Source organism: Rhizobium sp. P1_C7 (assembly GCF_056406295.1).
This window is the reverse complement of the sequence record NZ_JBFUAL010000003.1, coordinates 80,935-99,869: the sequence shown is the minus strand read 5'-3', so window position 1 is coordinate 99,869 and position 18,935 is coordinate 80,935. Positions and strand designations below refer to the sequence as shown.

Annotated in this window: 18 protein-coding genes and 1 pseudogene; 15 read left to right on the top strand and 4 right to left on the bottom strand. The window is 59.5% G+C overall.

Features of this window, described 5'->3' with window-relative positions:
* A complete protein-coding gene (locus tag AC1D2R_RS05565) occupies nt 1-282 on the bottom strand; it encodes a YiaA/YiaB family inner membrane protein (protein WP_477965578.1) in 282 nt (93 codons plus the stop codon).
* A 32-nt stretch (nt 283-314) separates the two neighbouring features.
* Entirely contained in the window at nt 315-1,004 is a 690-nt protein-coding gene (locus tag AC1D2R_RS05560; RefSeq protein WP_477965576.1) for a PspA/IM30 family protein, read from the bottom strand.
* A gap of 110 nt (nt 1,005-1,114) precedes the next feature.
* On the opposite strand from AC1D2R_RS05560, the gene AC1D2R_RS05555 reads away from it, so the two are divergent.
* The 7 genes and pseudogenes from AC1D2R_RS05555 (at nt 1,115) to AC1D2R_RS05525 (ending at nt 7,451) form a co-directional block, all read left to right on the top strand.
* Entirely contained in the window at nt 1,115-1,732 is a 618-nt protein-coding gene (locus AC1D2R_RS05555) for a TetR/AcrR family transcriptional regulator (protein ID WP_477965574.1), read from the top strand.
* A 106-nt stretch (nt 1,733-1,838) separates the two neighbouring features.
* Nucleotides 1,839-2,348, top strand: a complete 510-nt coding sequence (locus tag AC1D2R_RS05550; RefSeq protein ID WP_477965572.1) for a PAS domain-containing protein — start codon at nt 1,839-1,841, stop codon at nt 2,346-2,348.
* Between the two features lie 19 nt (nt 2,349-2,367).
* A pseudogene (locus tag AC1D2R_RS05545) lies at nt 2,368-2,980 on the top strand (class I SAM-dependent methyltransferase); the annotation flags it as partial.
* A gap of 117 nt (nt 2,981-3,097) precedes the next feature.
* Nucleotides 3,098-3,301 (top strand): cold-shock protein, encoded by a 204-nt coding sequence (locus AC1D2R_RS05540; protein WP_477965570.1) that lies wholly within the window; start codon nt 3,098-3,100, stop codon nt 3,299-3,301.
* Between the two features lie 707 nt (nt 3,302-4,008).
* Complete coding sequence (locus AC1D2R_RS05535) at nt 4,009-5,301, top strand: peptidoglycan L,D-endopeptidase MepK (RefSeq protein ID WP_477966058.1); 1,293 nt, start codon at nt 4,009-4,011, stop codon at nt 5,299-5,301.
* 458 nt (nt 5,302-5,759) lie between these two features.
* Nucleotides 5,760-6,782, top strand: a complete 1,023-nt coding sequence (locus tag AC1D2R_RS05530; RefSeq protein WP_477965568.1) for an LLM class flavin-dependent oxidoreductase — start codon at nt 5,760-5,762, stop codon at nt 6,780-6,782.
* A gap of 435 nt (nt 6,783-7,217) precedes the next feature.
* Nucleotides 7,218-7,451 (top strand): hypothetical protein, encoded by a 234-nt coding sequence (locus AC1D2R_RS05525; RefSeq protein ID WP_477965567.1) that lies wholly within the window; start codon nt 7,218-7,220, stop codon nt 7,449-7,451.
* 1,037 nt (nt 7,452-8,488) lie between these two features.
* Here the strand turns inward: AC1D2R_RS05525 and AC1D2R_RS05520 are convergent.
* Complete coding sequence (locus tag AC1D2R_RS05520; protein ID WP_477965565.1) at nt 8,489-9,727, bottom strand: DUF763 domain-containing protein; 1,239 nt, start codon at nt 9,725-9,727, stop codon at nt 8,489-8,491.
* A gap of 163 nt (nt 9,728-9,890) precedes the next feature.
* Nucleotides 9,891-10,181 carry a DUF982 domain-containing protein gene (locus tag AC1D2R_RS05515; protein ID WP_477966056.1) on the bottom strand — a complete coding sequence of 97 codons (291 nt, stop codon included), beginning with the start codon at nt 10,179-10,181 and terminating at the stop codon, nt 9,891-9,893.
* A 189-nt stretch (nt 10,182-10,370) separates the two neighbouring features.
* On the opposite strand from AC1D2R_RS05515, the gene AC1D2R_RS05510 reads away from it, so the two are divergent.
* From AC1D2R_RS05510 to AC1D2R_RS05475, 8 genes are all read left to right on the top strand, one after another.
* A complete protein-coding gene (locus AC1D2R_RS05510; protein WP_477965563.1) occupies nt 10,371-11,087 on the top strand; it encodes a FadR/GntR family transcriptional regulator in 717 nt (238 codons plus the stop codon).
* Nucleotides 11,084-12,811 carry an IlvD/Edd family dehydratase gene (locus AC1D2R_RS05505; protein ID WP_477965561.1) on the top strand — a complete coding sequence of 576 codons (1,728 nt, stop codon included), beginning with the start codon at nt 11,084-11,086 and terminating at the stop codon, nt 12,809-12,811. The genes AC1D2R_RS05510 and AC1D2R_RS05505 overlap by 4 nt, the downstream gene beginning before the upstream one ends.
* Before the next feature lie 12 nt (nt 12,812-12,823).
* Entirely contained in the window at nt 12,824-13,603 is a 780-nt protein-coding gene (locus AC1D2R_RS05500; RefSeq protein WP_477965559.1) for an SDR family NAD(P)-dependent oxidoreductase, read from the top strand.
* Between the two features lie 29 nt (nt 13,604-13,632).
* The gene (gene araD1, locus AC1D2R_RS05495) at nt 13,633-14,631 is read left to right on the top strand and encodes an AraD1 family protein (RefSeq protein WP_477966054.1); all 999 of its coding nucleotides are present in this window, start codon (nt 13,633-13,635) and stop codon (nt 14,629-14,631) included.
* A gap of 54 nt (nt 14,632-14,685) precedes the next feature.
* Entirely contained in the window at nt 14,686-15,711 is a 1,026-nt protein-coding gene (locus AC1D2R_RS05490; RefSeq protein ID WP_477965557.1) for an ABC transporter substrate-binding protein, read from the top strand.
* 80 nt (nt 15,712-15,791) lie between these two features.
* Complete coding sequence (locus AC1D2R_RS05485; protein WP_477965555.1) at nt 15,792-16,877, top strand: ABC transporter ATP-binding protein; 1,086 nt, start codon at nt 15,792-15,794, stop codon at nt 16,875-16,877.
* Nucleotides 16,874-17,728: an ABC transporter permease gene (locus AC1D2R_RS05480; protein ID WP_477965553.1), complete on the top strand. Its 855-nt coding sequence runs from the start codon at nt 16,874-16,876 to the stop codon at nt 17,726-17,728. The genes AC1D2R_RS05485 and AC1D2R_RS05480 overlap by 4 nt, the downstream gene beginning before the upstream one ends.
* Nucleotides 17,725-18,525, top strand: coding sequence for an ABC transporter permease (locus AC1D2R_RS05475; RefSeq protein ID WP_477965550.1), 801 nt, complete (start codon nt 17,725-17,727; stop codon nt 18,523-18,525). The genes AC1D2R_RS05480 and AC1D2R_RS05475 overlap by 4 nt, the downstream gene beginning before the upstream one ends.
* Nucleotides 18,526-18,935 lie beyond the last annotated feature (410 nt).

Genomic DNA, 18,935 nt, shown 5'->3' with positions numbered 1-18,935 from the left:
TTAGCTTTCGTTGCTACGATTGAAATTAACGAGGAGCTTTTCAGTCTTTGCGTCCTCGATCTTGCGGATCAGCTTTTCGGATTCAGCATTATCGCGCAGCGTCTTTGTGATGTTCACCGTTGTCTGCACCAACATCAAAATGCCCATGGCGAGATAACCTTTGCCCCAAAGGTCGAGAGGCATCATGTAAAGGCCGGCGGCGAGCATGAAGGCTGCCGTGCCGAAGGAGATGTAAGAAAAGCTGACCCAGCTTGGGGAATGCATCTGGAAACTGTCGTTCATGGTCGTGGTCCCTTCGTTGGATGAAATACGCTTTAGGCGGCGTTGCTCAGGCGTGTCCGGAGCCGGGCGAGCACATCATCGGCGGATGAACGCAGCGGCGAACCGCAGCCGGCGTTGGCGAGCTTCTCGACAATTCCGGCCGAGCGAGGGGCAGCGCTGTCCATCTCCTTGAGCACGGCATTCATCATGTCGTTCTGGCTTTGGCGTGCTCGAAGGCGCGCAAGCGTTTCTTCCGCGTCGTCGAGTGTTGCGAGACCGGAACCGGCCGCCGCGAGGTCAATCGTCTGGGTTTGTTCGGTGGCGCGGGCCAGTCGTTCACCGCGCTGCAGTTCCTGCAGTCGGGCCTCGGCGGTGCGCACGATGCCCTTCAGCTTGGAGATCGCATTCGTGAACTGGTCTTGAGCCTTCTCCGACGCGTCCCGCTCCGCTTCGAGAAAGGCGATCGCGGTCGCAGCCTCGCGAGCAAGGTTCTCGTTGCCCTTTTCCAATGCGGCAAGGGTGCGTATCTCCAGATCGGCCATCCTTGAAAGGATCGTAGCGTGCTGTCCCTTCTCCTGCTCGTTCTGGACAATGGCAACCGCGACGGCATGGCGGGCAGACTGGATGGCACGGGCCGCATCGCGGATCTGTTGGCTGAGAAGCGGCATGGCGTTGCGGATTGCGAGGGCCTGCTCGGCGTCATGCGCCCTGCCCCGCAGCAGTGTGACAATCAGGTTGAACATTCGGCGTCTCCCATTTATGAACGTTGTTCATGAGGAAATTTCTGACACAAGAATGAACGATGTTCAAGAATTATTTTGAACGGCGTTCATAAATCGAAATGGAATGGTAAATGGCCGGACGGAGAGAAGAAAAACGCGAAGATCTCAAGGCCCGCTTGATTGATGCGGCACGCACCCGCATCGCCAATGAAGGGCTGGCAAACCTGAGGGCGCGCGACATCACACAGGATGCGGGCTGTGCGCTCGGGGGGCTTTACACGGTTTTCGCGGACCTCAGCGAACTCATCATCCATGTCAATTCCACGACGCTCAAGTCCCTGGAAGAATCGCTGGCTCTTGCCGAGGTCAAGAACCGGACGCCGACGGATCGGCTCCGAAATCTGGCACGGGGATATCTCAGGTTCGCGCTTGCCAACCGCAATCTATGGAAATCTCTGTTCGACCATTATCCCCCGGAAGGTACACCCACACCTCAGTGGCATCTCGAGGAGCATCTGTTCCTAATGGGTGTGATTGCTGAGCCCTTGGCTGGACTTCAGCCCGATATGCCCGAAGAGGAAAGGTCCATTCGTGCGCGCACCCTGTTCGGTGCTGTTCATGGCGTGATTAGCATCACTTTGGAAGCGCGCTTCGTAGGCTTGCCGCCAGATCGCCTCGAACGCGAGCTTGATGAATTCGTGCTGACCATTGCTGCCGGTGCCGCTTCAAGACAGAAGCGTCAGCAATAGACGGGATTGGGCTTTCAACAGAACGAGCCGTGCTGCATAAAATGAGTCGACTCGCTCGAGGTAATACTAGACGTAACTGCTGGCTTCGAAACGGGATGGAGCACACATGATTGAGAACAGGCTGCCGATGCTCGGCTCCGCGGAGCTGTCAGAGGCAGGCATCTTCACCTGGAACATCGAGACCGATACTGTCTTTGGTGACAGCGCGATCGCCCATTTGTTCGGAATGAGCGTCGCCGATGCATTGAGCGGCCAGCCGATTGCCGCCTACCTGCAGTGCATCCATCCTGACGATCTTGCGAACGTGGCTGGAGAAATCCGCGAAGCGATCACGACCGGGGCTCCCTACCAATGCCAATACAGGGTTCTTGGCGCTGGAAAAATCTACCGCAACGTCGAAGCTTTCGGACGCTGCTTCCACAGCCGGGAGGGCCAACCAGTCCAATATGCAGGTATCGTGTTTCCGTTCGACGGATCCGAAACCGCTTCCGATCCTCTGCTCGAAACTTGCACGGCGGCACTGCGCATTGCCGTCGACACAGGCAGAGATGACGTTGCCGCCAAGTTGGGCGCCATCGTCCGCGATCTGGAAGGGACGCGCTCGCTGCTGAACTGAGGACGCCTGACGCTGTCCTAGCGCAATCGACTGCTCACCCGTCTTTGTCGAGGAGATGGTCATGAGCAACACGGATCCGCGCATAAGCGACCGGCGGGCAGATGCCTGCGCCCTGCCCCTTCAACGACGACATGTTCGACCGTTCCTTGGCGCTGCTCGGACGCCACTTCGCGCGCCCGAGAGCCGACACGGTGGTTGCCGAGATGTGCCGCGTCGTGCGGCCCGGGGGGAGTAGTCGCCGCTGCCGTTTGGGATCATCTCGGCGGCATGCCTGCCATGCGCATATGGTCGATGCAGTAGCGGCACTCAGCGACGGCGGCCTGCAGCTCAGTACCCGATCCTCCTTTCAGCCGTTGATGCAACCAGGTGAAATCAGACAGAGTTTTCTCGAGCACAACCTCCTGGATGTCTCCGAAACCCGGTTGACGATAGGGATGGACTACCAGAACTTCGACGACTTCTCGCCACCAATCGCCGCGGGCGAAGGGCCACTCGGAACGTTTGTTGCGACCATCGACGCTTCGCAGCGTGCACGGACGGAAGCCGCAGTACGTGACGCCTACGAGGCCGGCCTGCCCGAAGAGCCACGATGCTTTGCGAACGTGGTCTTGGCCTGCCGCGGTGTCCTGCCGCCTGACTTGGCGGGCATGCATCGCAGACACCCGGTAGGGAAGTGTTGCAGACGACGCTGTCGAGCTATAGGTATTGCGTCGCGGCACACAGCCGCGCACAAGCAACGAGGATGAGTCATGGCCACTGGTACAGTAAAATTTTTCAACGACGACAAGGGATTTGGCTTCATTACGCCCGAAAATGGTGGAGCTGACGTATTCGTGCACGTGTCCGCGTTGCAGGGGGGCAGTTCGCTTAGGGAAGGGCAAAGAGTAAGCTACGACCTGGGCCAAGATCGCAAGACCGGGAAGTCCAAGGCTGAAAACGTCAGCGTGCTTTGATCAGGTTGACTGCCTGATCCAGGGGCTTCGCCGCGAACCTTAACCGGTCGTTGGTGTCGGAAGGGCTATAGTCCTTCCCCCCTGACAGGGACGACAGGCGACCGTCACCTGCACGGTCGTATTGCTCGCGCGATCCTCTACCGTGTCCGATCTCCCTATGCGTTTTCGGAGGTCGCTCGTGCGCCTCGTCTATCCGCTATTTGCCTCGGATGTGCTGTCGCAGTGGTTGTGAGCATGTGGTCGTTGGGCCGAATTGCAATGAGGTGCTTGCACCCAGTCCAGATACCGACCGGCGCATCCATGCGGGTGGCCGGTGACGCCTGACCCTGCCGAGCCGTTGCGATGCGCCATACCAAGGGCGACATTGACGGACAGGCGGCCGATTGACTGATCACCCAGGGGTGATCGACGGACTTGTTCCACCCGGCGCAACATGGTGACGATAGTGTCGCAGGTGTTGACGCCTAAGGTTGAGACCCGCACCTCCACCTCCCGAGGAAAGACCAGCGTTGATGCTTCCATCCCAGCTCGGGATTTTGGCACCGTATTGCGATGGCCATAAACGGTCCGTTAGGGATCTGTTGACCATAATTGCAAGCCAAGTGCCGTCGCCGATGTGACGCTCTTGATTCCACTGCCCTTCACCAATGACGAGAGTCGTGTTCGTGCATCAAGCAATCTTTTCCATCCCGACTGCCACGTTCGCCATGCTCTTGTCACTGGTCGCCCACCGAGCGATGCTCATCGCCGTGTTATTGTTGGCCGCCACCACAGGAGCTGCGCAGGCAGCGGCTGACGACCGGGCGCTCAAGCTCTTCTTTACCCACACGGGCGAAAGAGCGACCATCGTTTTCAAGCGCAATGGCAAATTCGACCCGAAGGGCCTCGTGCAGATCAATCGCTTCCTGCGCGATTGGCGAAAGAACGAGCCCACCAAGATCGATCCACGGCTGCTCGATCTGGTCTGGGAGGTCTATCGCCGAAGTGGCGCAACCGATTCCATTCATGTCGTCTCGGCCTACCGCTCTCCGTCCACCAACAATATGTTGCGAAGCCGTTCGCGCAGTACCGGCGTCGCGAAGAAAAGCCAGCACATGCTTGGGAAGGCGATGGACTTCTATATACCGGGAGTAAAGCTCTCGACGCTACGGACGCTGGCCATGCAGATGCAGGTGGGCGGCGTCGGCTACTATCCGACGTCCGGATCTCCGTTTGTGCATCTGGACGTCGGCAATGTTCGCGCCTGGCCCCGAATGTCGCGGCAAGAGTTGGCTCGGCTGTTTCCCGGTGGCCGGACGCTTCATCTGCCGGCAGATGGCCGACCCCTGCCTGGCTATGAGGTAGCAGTAGCAGATCAAAAGAAACGCATTCGCCCTTCGGCCATCGCGAGTGCTCGCGCTGCAGACGACGACGAAGATGCCGGGTCGAATGCGGCTTCGTCCGAAGACCTCACGGGCGGAAGTCTCGTCACTGCCCTTTTGCCTGTACCTCAAAGCCGCACCGAGAATGGACTGGCAGCACAGTTCGGAAAGCAGTCAGGCGAAAATAGCGGGGATCGTCCCGTCCCCGACGTTGCGTCCTATACGGTACCGCTGCCGGCGCTGCGACCGGATCAAAGCGACGGTGCCACCTCGTCCACACCGATCGAGGCCGCTCCGGTCATATTCGCAAGCATTGTCGTGGGAAGGAGCCCGACAGGAGAGCTGCTCGTGAGGGAACCAGCCAAGAATTCGATAATCAATCATGTCGCGACGATGCAGCCTGTGGCCACCGGGTCCGCGCTCACCTCCCGGGAGGTGTCAGCCGGGGTCGGCACTATCTCCGCCAGGGCGCTTGTCGCATGGGCGCTGCAGCCTCCCGGCATCGCTGTCGATATGACGCCCCCTGGCCTTGTCGGATTCCACCTCCCTCACGTAGGTGATGCAGGTGAAAGCAATCGCCGCGTCTCCGAACTTGCCAAGGACAGGTTCAACGCTGACAGGTTCGGCATCGAAGGTTGAGGCGTATTGCAGCAAGTCTCTTGGCGCCTGCAGGGGTGGACTTGTCAAGAAGGTGCTTTACCGAAGGTGTGACGTTGCCCGATGCGGTCGTTGCGCCTGCGATGCCGGCTCTTAGGGCCTGGCAAGCGGAGACCAGAACACTTTCGCGCAGAAGCGCGCCGCCCATCAGGTAGATCACGTGGTCCCCGTAGGCCCGCTGCATGTCTGAGCTATCTCGACATTACGGCGACTGACAAAATTCAAACGATGGCGAGATTCCGGGTTCGCCGACGGTGCGGTTCTCCGCCATCCCTCCTCTTGATCGGTCTTGCCATCGAATTTGAGAACCGTTCCCACACTGCGCAAGCGCAGCAATCTGTTGAACAGAGCGTTCAATCGTCTTTTGATGGCTAACATCCCTCCCCATGTTATGCCAACCACAGGTCAACACCGGACCGCGACATTCAATGGGCAAAATCATGAAGAAAATCGGTTTCCTTTCCTTCGGCCACTGGGCACCCTCACCGCAATCGAAAACCCGATCTGCGGGCGACGCGCTCCTCCAGTCGATTGATCTGGCGGTCGCCGCGGAAGAACTCGGCGCCGACGGCGCCTATTTCCGCGTCCATCATTTCGCCCGGCAGCTTGCCTCCCCTTTCCCGCTCCTGGCGGCTGTGGGCGCTAAAACCAGGACGATAGAGATCGGCACAGCGGTCATCGACATGCGCTACGAGAACCCTCTCTACATGGCTGAAGACGCCGGGGCTGCCGATCTCATCGCCGGTGGTCGCCTGCAGCTCGGCCTCAGCCGAGGTTCCCCTGAGCAGGTCATTGACGGCTGGCGCTATTTCGGCTTCCAGCCGGAGGAGGGTGCGAGTGATGCTGATCTCGGCCGTGGTCATGCCGAGGTATTCTTGCGGGCGCTGAAGGGCGATGGGTTTGCGCAACCCAATCCGCGCCCGATGTTCCCGAATCCACCCGGGCTACTGCGCCTCGAGCCCTATTCAGACGGTCTACGCGAGCGCATCTGGTGGGGCGCAGGATCGAACGCCACCGCCGTCTGGGCAGCCAAGCTTGGCATGAACCTCCAGAGCTCGACGCTGAAGGATGACGAAACCGGGGAGCCCTTCCACGTCCAGCAGGCAGCGCAGATACGCGCCTATCGGGACGCCTGGAAGGAGGCCGGGCATAGCCGCACGCCCCGCGTGTCCGTCAGCCGGAGCATCTTTGCGCTGGTGGATGATCGGGACCGGGCCTATTTCGGACGTGGCGGCAAGGAGCAGGACTCGATCGGCTACATTGATGAGAATACCCGCGCAATCTTCGGTCGTTCCTACGCCGCAGAGCCAGAAGCGTTGATCGCCCAACTGACCGAAGACGAGGCCGTCGCCGAAGCCGATACTCTCCTCCTCACCGTCCCCAATCAGCTTGGCGTCGAGTACAACGCGCATGTGATCGAGGCGATCCTGAAGTATATCGCACCAGCGCTCGGCTGGCGTTGATGGATGCCGCGAATTTGTCCCGCCCTGAAGCCCGCGAGGGTCCTGGTTTCGATCAGGGCCTGGCCGACGCATTCGGCGTGGCAAATCATCCCGGCCCTGTCACTGATCCGCGCCTGAACTTCCGTCCGGATGGACTTCAAAGCAAGTGGACGGTCTGGCGCCAGCATGCCCCACGTCTGAACCGACTATGATGAAGTCTGGTGTGCCGCCCATCTCATACCTCGGCTTGCGACCTGGCTGGTGCAATGACGTGGCCGGACGCTAGCGCGTATGCCCTAGATCGTCAGGCGTCAGCTGCATCTCGCACAGGAAATGGGTTCATGCCGGCTTTTCGATGACGCTTGATTCAAACGTCCGCCGGGATGATCGATTTGGACGACAAGGAACACATCCCCTGCCCGGCAGTTCTTCCTACGCAAACAAAGGAGAAATGACATGGCCAACGTTCTTAAAGCCGGGTTCACTGGATCGCCCACCGACCAACCGGAAGGTATTCGCAAAGCCGCTCAAAGCGCAACTGACGCGGTGAAGCGCGAAACCAATGCGCTTGCGGTTGGCGCCGCTGATCACCCCCACACCGCCACGACAGTGGTACTCGCGATCGGCGCGTTCGCATTCGGGCTCGGATACCTTATTGGGCGGGCTTCTGCCCACGGCCCACATTACTGAAAGGCAAGGAAACCCGTGCGCGTTTTTCGATTGCTACACGCGCCCTGACGTCGCACGAGCTAGCGCTGTCCGCTGGTGCCGGGCACCTCCATTTTGGGAACAATATGGTTTTCCAGTCATTGAATTGGCAGTGGCGCTGATCCTGAAGCGCTGCTCGGCCGGCGACCAACCTCAAATCGTCGGTGGGAAATATGAGCCCGGTGTCGGTCCCTCCGCACCGGGCTCTTGCATTGCGGGCAAGACCATATGTGTGGGCCGCGCAACCTTGGGCACTGCAAATCGACAGGCGGACAGGACACGTCGTCATCCAAGGCAGATCGACGTGGACAAGCGCGTGTCGTTACCAATCGCCGCGTCCCCCGTCACATCTCGCAATGGAACAAAAGCTCACCTGTAGATTTAGTATTGCATATCAACACGGAGGAATCCCTGTGACTTATGATCCTAACAGAGAGCCTGAACTTCGGACCACCCCCCCGTTAACGCGACGCGGCAGCTCATGGGGCACGTGGATTGCCGTTGCGGCTGTTATTCTTGTAGCAGCGTTTGCATGGATGCAATGGGCGCCCTCGCCTGGAACCGACCAGGCAACCACGGCGTCGACGAAGCCCCCGATTACGCAGCCATCTCCCGAAGCGATGCAGCCCGCTACGCCGCCGGTTGCCGCCCCGTCGGACAACAGCGGCAGCACAAAGCCATAGCGATTGCGTATAGTTTCTACAGGGTCGGCGCGGATGGCGCGCCGACCGCGCCGGGAGGTGACAATATTCCCCGCGGTTTGCAAACACTGTCAGCTCCCATCGAGCGCGACAGGGTTGGCGCAGTGTATCTTGCCCGATACCGGACAGTCGTGAAGACGTGGCGATGCACCTTCTCAATCCCGTCGGCAGTGGTCCCCGGTTGGTGTTCCTCCGCGAGAAAACCGACAGTATGGATGCTCAATTGACCCAGGATCGAATGCGACGAATGCAGGCCCAATGAAATCCTGCGACGATTTGACTGAAGAGACGGTCCTGAGGGACGCAGACTGTTCGGCGTTAGTCCTCTTCCCAGCCAAAAACGCTGCGCCCGCCATAACTCGCCGAGTCACGAAACTCGCCTGCGACGATTTCCTTCAGGTCAGGACCGGTTGCGTATCGTTCCAGTTGACGTGCTTGCAGGTCCAAGCGCCGAAGGGCAGCCAACTCTTCATCCTGACCAAGCCTGCCCCGAGAAACCGCTGACTTCATAATCCTTATCGTTTCATCGTAGACCTTTAACGGTACGGGAAACGGATGCCGGTCTTTCCCGCCATGGGCGATCGAAAATCTTCCCGGATCCGAAAACCGGCATGGCGCGCCATGAACGACTTCAGCAACCATCGCAAGCGCGCGGACGGTGCGCGCGCCGACGCCGGGCACAAGCAATAGATCCTTGTAATCCACCGGTGCCCGGTTTGCCGCAGCCGCCAGGGTGCCATGCAGTCTCTTCATGTTGACGTCCTTCTGGCGAAGGTCGTGATGCTTCGGCATGACCAAATGAGGAAGCACAAGCTGGTCAGCAGCCTGGGCCACGGGCTCAGCGTGGCGCTCCAGTGCTGCAGCAGCCTCACGCACGATACGGTCCGGGCCCAAAGTGGCGAGAATGTCGAGCTGACCACCGCGCGAGCGGTCTGCTCGTCTATCTGCAAGATTTACGATTTCGCCCTGAGGCCGCCCCTCAATTGCGCTGTGCGGGGAATCGACGAAGCTCTCCAATCCTTCGGACAGCCAATGGTATCGCCTGGCCTGCCGTGTGGTGTCGTTCATTCCCTGCTGGACAACAACCCAATGACCGTCGTCGGCAACGATGAAGCCGTGCAGATAGAGATCGAAGCCATCCTGAACAGCCGCGCTGTCAACCTTCGCGACCAGGCGGCTGACGTTGGCCAAGGCCGCCCCATCGATTCCCACACGAAACCCAATGTCTATCAGCTCGTCTGGGGTCTTTCGAGATTGAGAGCCTCGCCCCCCGCAAACATGAACACCAAGCTCTGCGGAGCGGGGCTTGAGACCGCGCTTCAATGCTCCGAGGACGCTTGTGGTGATCCCGGACGAATGCCAGTCCATTCCCATGACGGAACCGAAGGACTGGAACCAGAAGGGGTGGGCCATCCGGCGCAAAAACTCGTCACGGCCGTAGTGGTGTATGATCGCCTCAGCAACCAGTACGCCAAGTTTCGTCATGCGATCGGCCAGCCAGTGGGGGACGCGTCCACCATGAAGCGGCAGGTCTGCACTTCCGGATCGTTTTGACATTTCCCCAGTATTTACGTGAAGGTTGAGGGGAATGCAATTCAGGTTGGATCCCAATATCCTGTGTCGGTGCGTGACCCGTACCTGCGCCGCCTGGTTCCGTTCCCGTCTTTGGGACCGACAGTGATCCGGTTGACGTGGAAGCGTATTGGAGCGGAGCTCGGTATCAGTGAACGACAGAGAGATACCGGATGCCGGCTTCGTCTGCGGCCCTCATGAGCGCTTCACGCGCGAGGTTCGGGTGGATTGCCCCGTGAATAGCATCAAGGCAAGTCTTCACCGCCACGATGTATTCCTCTCCGTCATCCCCGGGCCATTTGGAAATCAGGACGTCGGCGGCATCGCCGAGGGTTCTGACGACACTGTATTTTTCTCGGCCGCTCAAAAGCAACCTCAGGGCGGAGAAATGATGCGATGTGTACCGATTCATTACGTTTGGTCCTTGCATCGTAGTTATATTAGTAACCGTGCAAGATGCGTACCAACGGGAGCAGGTGCGGTCGCTTTTAACGCAGGCCTATCAAAATCGCTCCTTGACATGCATTCCGTTGCCAATAATACATATAATATGAATAATAGTAATAATCAGAAAACCTCCTCCAGGTTCGCACCCTCGGCGTCTGTTGGGTTTCAAACCTTCAACAGCATGCACGCTGCTGCGGTAGACCAGATTGGCGGCTGGATCGTTCAGGGCCGCTTCCTTCCCGGAGAAGTGCTTCCGAATGCCGACGAATCCAAGGACCTGATCGGCGTTAGCCGATCCGTGCTCCGCGAAGCGATCAAGGTGCTCGCGGGCAAGGGACTGGTCGAGTCCCGTCCGAAGACCGGCACACGCGTTCGCCCGCGGTCTGACTGGAACTTCCTTGATCCTGACGTTCTGTCCTGGCGATACTCGGGCGCAATCAATCACGACGATGTAAAGGCGTTATTCGAACTACGCCGCGCAATCGAGCCAATGTCTGCAGCCCTGGCGGCGCAGCGCGCAACTCCGGACCAGCTTGCCGCGCTCTATGCAGCACTTGTTGAGATGGAAGCGTTTGGTGACGACGGCGAGCGCTTCGCCGAACCTGACCTGGTTTTTCATCAGACGATCCTGCGAATGACCGGCAATGAGTTGATGGGATCGCTCGCCGCTCTGATCGAGACGGCGCTTGTCATGAGCTTCCGCCTGTCCAACGACAACCCGCAGGGCCAGCGCCCCTCCCTGCCGCTACATCGCAATGTCGCCGAAATGATTTCCGCAAGGGATGCGGTGGGCGCGCAGCAGGCGCTTCTGGTGCTGCTGGATCACGCCGAAGAGGATGTGCGCCGCGCAGTGGAAAGCCGAAACGTGCGTCGCAAATCACAGGAGCAGAAGAAATGACACAGCCCAAACGCAGGCTGCGCTCTACCGAATGGTTTGGTGGCGAGGGCAAGAATGCCTTTATGCATCGCAGTTGGATGAAAAATCAGGGACTGCCTGATCATGTCTTCGACGGTCGCCCGGTCATCGGCATCTGCAACACGTGGTCCGAATTGACGCCCTGCAATGCCCACTTGCGTGGAATTGCCGAGCATGTGAAGCGGGGCGTGTATGAGGCAGGCGGCTTTCCGCTTGAATTTCCAGTGATGTCGTTGGGCGAAAGCAACATGCGCCCGACAGCAATGCTATTTCGCAATCTCGCCAGCATGGATGTTGAGGAATCGATCCGCAGCAACCCTATGGACGGGGTCATCCTGCTCGTTGGATGCGACAAGACGACCCCAGCGCTGTTGATGGGTGCCGCATCCGCCAATTTGCCGACCATCGCCGTGTCCGGCGGCCCGATGCTGAACGGCAAGTTCCGCGGGCAGGATATCGGCTCGGGAACACACGTCTGGAAATTTGCAGAGGACGTCAAGGCCGGCCGTATGGACGTCAGCGACTTCCTGTCGGCCGAGCAAGGCCAAAGCCGTTCGGCAGGCAGCTGTATGACGATGGGCACAGCCTCAACGATGGCGAGCATGGTCGAGGCCCTTGGTATCGGAATGCCCGACAATGCGGCCATTCCTGCCGTGGATGCGCGGCGCGGCGTTCTGGCCCATATGGCCGGCCGGCGCATCGTCGAACTGGTCAATGACGACATCAAGATCTCCCAGATCCTGACGAAGGCTGCATTCGAAAACGCAATCCGCGTCAACGGCGCGATTGGCGGCTCGACCAATGCTGTGCTTCATCTGATCGCCATTGCCAGGCGGGCCGGCGTCGAACTCGGCCTTGACGACTGGGACCGGCTCGGACGGGATGTGCCGACCATTGTCGACCTGATGCCCTCGGGGCGTTTCCTCATGGAGGACTTCTATTACGCGGGCGGCCTTTCGACCGTCATGGCGGCGCTCGACGCTGCGGGGCTTCTGCATCGGGACGCGATCACGGTCAGCGGCAGGACATTGGGCGACGTCATCCAGAATGCGCCCAACTACAACGAAGAAGTCATCAGGCCGTTTGACAACCCGCTCACCAAGGAAGGAGGCATTGCCGTGCTGCGCGGCAATCTCGCCCCGAGCGGTGCGGTTATCAAGCCTTCCGCGGCCACACCAGAATTAATGCAGCACCGCGGCAAGGCGGTCGTCTTCGAGAATATCGAACACTATTATGAGCGCATCGACGACCCAGATCTTGATATCGATGCCAGTTCGGTCATGGTGCTGAAGAATTGCGGGCCCCGCGGTTATCCGGGCATGGCGGAGGTCGGCAACATGCCGCTGCCCGCAAAGCTCCTGAAGCTGGGTGTTTCCGACATGGTTCGTATTTCCGACGCCCGCATGAGCGGAACCGCCTACGGTACCGTCGTCCTGCACGTCGCGCCGGAAGCTGCAGCAGGCGGTGTCCTCGCCCTTGTGCGCGATGGAGACCTCATCGAGCTCGACGTTGCCGGACGCAGGCTGGAACTAATGGTGTCCGACGACGAGTTGGAAGCGCGCCGCGCCGAATGGCGACCACCCTCCCCGCCACAGGGAGGCTATCAGAGTCTCTACGTCGAGCGGGTCATGCAGGCCGATGCCGGCTGTGACTTCGATTTTCTCGTGGGACGGCGTGATGCCGGCATCCCTCGGCACTCCCACTAGACGGTTCCAATGATGAGCAGCCAGCCAAATAATCTCGCAATCTATCCGAGCCTGAGGGGCCGCAGCGTGTTCATCACCGGCGGCGGCAGCGGTATCGGCGAAAGCCTCGTTCGGCACTTCTGTGCCCAGGGCAGTCGTGTCGCCTTCGTCGATGTGGCCGAAGAGGCCTCCCGGCAACTGGTCGCCGATATCGCTGCCGACGACAGCGAGCCTCCTCTCTTCATCCCCTGCGATCTGCGCGATATCGAAACCCTGCGTGTTGCGATTGGCCAGGCCGTTGCCCTGAATGGCCCGCTCCAGGTCCTCTGCAACAATGCCGGCAGCGACGATCGGCACCAGACGGAGGATGTCACGGTCGCCTATTGGGACGACCGGATGGCCGTCAATCTTCGTCATCAGTTCTTCGCTGCCCAGGCTGCAAGGCCTCACATGAAGGAGCTCGGCGGCGGCTCGATCATCAATTTCGGTTCTATCACCTGGATGGTCGGAGATCCAGATTGTCCGGCCTACGTCACCGCCAAGGCGGCGATCTACGGCATGACGCGTGCGCTCGCCCGTGAACTCGGCCCCGAACGCATCCGCGTCAACTGCATGGTGCCCGGCTGGGTGATGACCGAGCGTCAGGTGCGCCTCTGGCTGACGCCTGCAGGCGAGCGCCAGATTGACGAACGCCAATGCCTGCCGGACCGGCTTCAGCCCTCCGACATCGCCCGCATGGCGCTTTTCCTTGCAGCCGATGACAGTGCCATGTGCACAAGCCAGCAATTCATCGTTGACGGAGGCTGGGTATGACCATTCAATCCACACAGAAAGGTGCATTCATGCGTCTCGTTCAGTTCAAAACGCCTGAGGGAGTGCGCAAGGTCGGCCGCGTCGCCACCGATGGTCGCCATCTGCATCTGCTCAAGGATACGCATTGTGTCCGGGAACTCGCCGAGGCGGCAATCGGACGTGGTGTGTCGCTTGCAATGATGGCCGAGGAGCGCATGACATCCGAACTGGTGGACTACGACCGCCTGCTCGGCGACAATCTGGTGCTGGCTCCGCTCGACCATGACGAGCCTGCCCGTTTTCTCGTGACGGGGACTGGCCTCACCCATACAGGCAGCGCCAATGCGCGCGACAAGATGCACATTCTGACCCATGGCGAAGACGCCGAGGAGTCCGACTCACTCAAGATCTTCCGAATGGGTCTCCAAGGTGGAAAGCCAGCTGGCGGCCCACCGGGCGTGCAGCCGGAATGGTTCTTCAAGGGCGTGGGCAGCTGCGTTGTCGCACCAGGCGCAACCCTTCCGATGCCTGCCTTTGCCCGTGCCGGCGCTGAAGAGGCGGAAATCGTCGGCCTCTACATCATCGGGCCGGACGGCAGTCCGTACCGGATCGGCTATGCGCTTGGAAACGAATATTCCGACCACGTCACCGAGGCGGAGAACTACCTCTACCTTGCCCATTCCAAGCTCCGCTCCTGCTCGATCGGACCGGAGTTGCTGGTTGGGGATTTGCCTGAGGAGGTGCATGGCCATTCTCGTATCCGACGTGATGGCGTCGTCATCTGGGAAGAGGAGTTCCTGTCGGGCGAGGCACATATGTCGCACTCCATCGCCAATCTTGAGCACTACCATTTCCGCTATCCGATGCACCGCAGGCCGGGAGACCTGCACGCCTATTTCTTCGGTGCGGCGGTGATGAGCTACGCCTTCGGCGTCCAGACCGGTCCGGGGGATGAGTACGAAATCGAGGCGAACGTATTCGGCAAGCCGTTGCGCAATCGGGTCGAGCTAGCGCCCGACGAAGGTCTGGTGACCGTCACGCAATTGTAAGCTCTAGGTCCGCATCGATCACATTCGCAACACCAAACAAAAAAGGGAACGACAATGCGATTGAAAAAACTTCTGACAGGAATGGCAGCCGCCGGCTTTGCTGTGTCGATGATGGCATCGGCCGCGTTTGCTGAAAACCTCCGCGTTCTCGCCTGGGACGGCTATGCGGACAAGGACTGGGTCAAAGAGTTCACCGCAGAGACGGGTATCGGCGTCGATGTGGTCTTCATTGGCAGCGACGATGAAGCCTGGGCAAAGATGAAGGGCAGCGAAGGCAAGGATTTCGACGTTTTCGCCGTCAATACGGCCCAGCTGCAGCGCTATATAGCTGCCGATCTCGTCACGGCCATCGATACGGCTGACTTGCCCAACCAGAAGGAAGTGCTACCGCGCTTCCGTGACTTGACGTCGGTTCGCGGCGTCACAAAGGACGGCAAGGTTTACGGTATCCCGTTCTGTTTTGACTCGATCGGGCTTATCTACGATACCGACAAGGTGAAACCGGCGCCGACCTCCATGGCGGTTCTCTGGGACCCGGCCTATCAGGGTAAAGTGCTCGCCTATGACAATGGCGAACACAATGTCTCCTTCACCGCGCTGACGCTCGGCTATGCGGATCCCTTCCATCTCAGCGACGAGCAGATCGCTGCCGTCAAAACCAAGTTGGTCGACCTGAAGCACAACGTCCTCAGCTTCTACACGACTGCTGACGAAGCCCAACAGATCTATAAGAGCAACGACGTGGCCCTCATCTGGGCCAACTACGGACAACAGCAGCTCAAGGCCTTGCAGGCTGTGGGTGCCCATGTCGCTTACATCAATCCCAGTGAAGGCGCTCTTGCCTGGCTCGACAACTGGGTGATCTCAAAGGGCGTGCACGACCAGGCCGCGGCCGAAAAATGGATCAACTTCATGATTTCCAAGAAGGTGAGCTCGCAGCTCTCGGAACGGACCGGCTTCGGCAATACCGTTACCGAGACAGCGAGTGCTGGCGGTACCGATAAACTGATATGGCTCGACAATGTCGAGGATCCGCTCAGGCGCTCCGATCTCTGGAACGAGGTCAAGGCTACGCCTTGATCATCAGGCGAGTGCAGCCTTGAACGCAGCAGTCCGGATGTCTTTCGGACTGCTGTCCCATAACATGCCGAGTATAGAACATGACCCAATCCCAGGAACTGCTCAGTCTGCAGTCCGTGTCGAAGTCCTACGGACCGGTGCCTGTGCTCCACGAGATCGATCTGTCGATCCGCGACGGCGAGTTTCTGACCGTACTTGGGCCGTCGGGCTCCGGAAAGACGACGGTATTGCGCCTCATCGGCGGCCTTGAAGCTGTGACATCGGGATCAATTACGCTGGACGGGCTGGACATCAGCCGCATGCCGATCAACCGGCGACCGTTCAATACTGTCTTTCAGGACTACGCGCTTTTTCCGCACATGACTGTCGCCGCCAATGTCGGCTACGGCCTATCCATCCGCCACAAGCCGCGCCCAGAAATAAAACGCCGCGTTGCCGAGGCGCTGGATCTGGTCCAGCTCGACAAGTTTGCGGAGCGTTATCCCGCGCAACTTTCCGGTGGGCAGCGACAGCGAGTTGCGCTCGCCCGCGCCCTCATTTGCGAACCGCGGCTCATTCTGCTCGATGAGCCGCTCGCGGCACTGGACCTTGAACTACGCCGGCAAATGCAGGAATTTCTCAAGTCGATCCAACGCGAAATCAAGACCACCTTCCTTTTCGTCACACACGATCAGGAAGAGGCGATCGGCATGGCAGACCGCATCTGCGTCATGGAATCCGGGCGCATCCGCCAGCTCGGGACGCCGCATGAACTCTACTACAAGCCCAGTTGCAAGTTCGTCGCCCGCTTCTTCGGCGAAAACAATCTTGTGGCCGGAACGCTCGGCGCTGTCGACGGCGACTTGCGTTCGATCGATACCGCGCTCGGGAGGCTCGTCTGCTCCACCGATGGTGATAGGAGGTTGAGGTCCGCCGCCGATGGAACATTGGCATACGCCGTTTTCCGACCGGAGGCGCTTCATGTCACGGATCAAGGCAGCAACCGTTTCTCCGGCGCCGTGACCGAGCTTGCCTTTGCCGGATCTTCGACCGTCGCCCATATCATGGCCGGCGATGAACGTCTGCGCATGCGCCTGCCGAGCCGCGCTGAGGGAAGTTCGTTGCGGCGAGGCGAAACGATCGGCTTGTCCTTTGCACCGCGTGAATCACATCTGGTGCTTTCATGAGCGCACGAGGCAGTGTCCACGCCGTCGTTGCCACGCTTGTCGCCTTTGCGATGCCGGTCTTCTTCATCCTCGTGCCGCTGACGATCTTCCTCTGCTATAGCTTCTTTAGCGTCGAGCACGGCGAAATCAGATATACGTTGACGATCGCAAACTACGTGCGTTTCTTCACCGATCCCGTGTTCCTACCGGTGTTCTGGAATACCTGTGTGCTCTGTTTTTCAGTCGCCGTGATCTGTGTGGCTCTCGGTTATCCCGCTGCCTATTTCCTGACTTTGCTGCATGGCCGATGGCGATACAGCATGCTCATGCTCCTGATGGTGCCCTTGCTCATGAGCTACGTGATCAAGATCTATGCCATCCGCAGTATTCTGGGCCAGAACGGCTTCCTCAACTCCATGCTGGTCGGTCTTGGGATCCTCGACAAGCCCTCCACACTCTTCGTCTTCAACATGAACGCGATCCTTCTCACCTTGACCCTTCTGCTCATTCCCTTTGCGATCCTGCCGATTTTCCTCACGCTCGAGCGCATTCCGCAAGTTTTACTGCGTGCCTCTGACGATCTCGGGGCCAGCGGCCTGCAAACGTTCCTGCGCATCACGCTTCCGTTGAGCATTCCGGGCATCGCATCGGCCGCCAGTTTCGTCTTCGTGCTTGCAATCGGCGATTTTCTGACGCCGCAGATGGTCGGCGGCGTGAACGGCTTCACCTTCGGCCGGGTTCTCTACAGCCAGTTCGGCACCGCGTTCAACTGGCCCTTCGGCGCAGCGCTGTCGGTGGCGTTGGCCGTCGTTGTGATCGCTGCGATATTGCTCGGCGAGCATTTCGGTCGTCAGCGGGGTTCTTCGAGATGAGTGGTCGCCTTCGCCTGTCCACGATTTTGCTCGCGCTTGTTACCGCTCTGGTGGCCATCCTGCTCTACAGCCCCCTCTTCGTGCCGATCGTCTCTTCGTTCTTTGCCACCACCCATGGCCAGGTCGACTGGACGACGCCGACGCTTTCAGCCTATACGGCGCTGACGGAGAATACCGACGTCCTCGCGGCACTGCGTGCGACCCTGATCGTGGGACTCTGCACCATGATCATATCGGTCGTCTCCGGCACGCTACTGGCGCAGTACTACCACAGCCGGGGTGCGGGGCGCGGGGCACTGCAGTTCATCATCTTCCTGCCCTTCCTGATGCCGCCCGTCATCAGCGGTCTCGCGCTGCTGATATTCTTTCGCGAGATCGAATTCGATCGCTCGCTCGTCACCATCATCATCGGCCACACGGTTTTTGTGCTTGCAATCGTTTACCGGACGATACTCACGCGGCTGCAGTCGATGAGCCCGACGCTCGTCGAAGCCTCATACGACCTCGGTGCGAACGGATGGCAGACCTTCTGGCGCGTTGTCCTGCCTAACCTCTCCAGTGCCATGGCTGGTGGCGCCATTCTCGCCTTCGCTCTTTCGTTCGACGAAACCATGATCACCATCCTCGTCACAGGCACGCAGAGCACCTTGCCTGTCCGTTTGTGGGCGATGATGCGGCTGGGATTTTCACCCGACATCAACGCGCTCGTCGCCCTCATCCTTTTGTTTACCGTCCTTCTCTGCATGTTGACGGCTCGACTCTTGATACCGAAGCAGATGGCAACGTCGCGTGCATAAGACACTCCAAATGATGCAGCACCAGCGATGTTCGGCACGTGCAATTGCCCCGCCACTGTCTGCAGGGTTTTGTTGGTGGACGTGAGGTGGAGTTGGGCGCACTATAGGCGAAGCCAGAAGAGCCAAGCCGGCGGCCGAGCCGAGCTTTGCGATTGGAGGCAAGCGCGATGGCCAATCCTGCTCGTTATTCCGGGAGACCGCCCAAATACGGACGCGGCGTGTGGATATTGATCGGGATGGCACTGAGTGGAGTCCTTCTCGCGGGTTGGTTTTTCGGATTTCTGGGTTGATGTCGGTAGGAGATGTCCACGCTTCAGCGCCGACTTCGCCAGAAACAGGCGTGCAGGGCGACGTAGTTTCCGGCTCCAGCATCGACGAAGCGGCGTAGGCCTCCGGGCGGGCATTGCAAG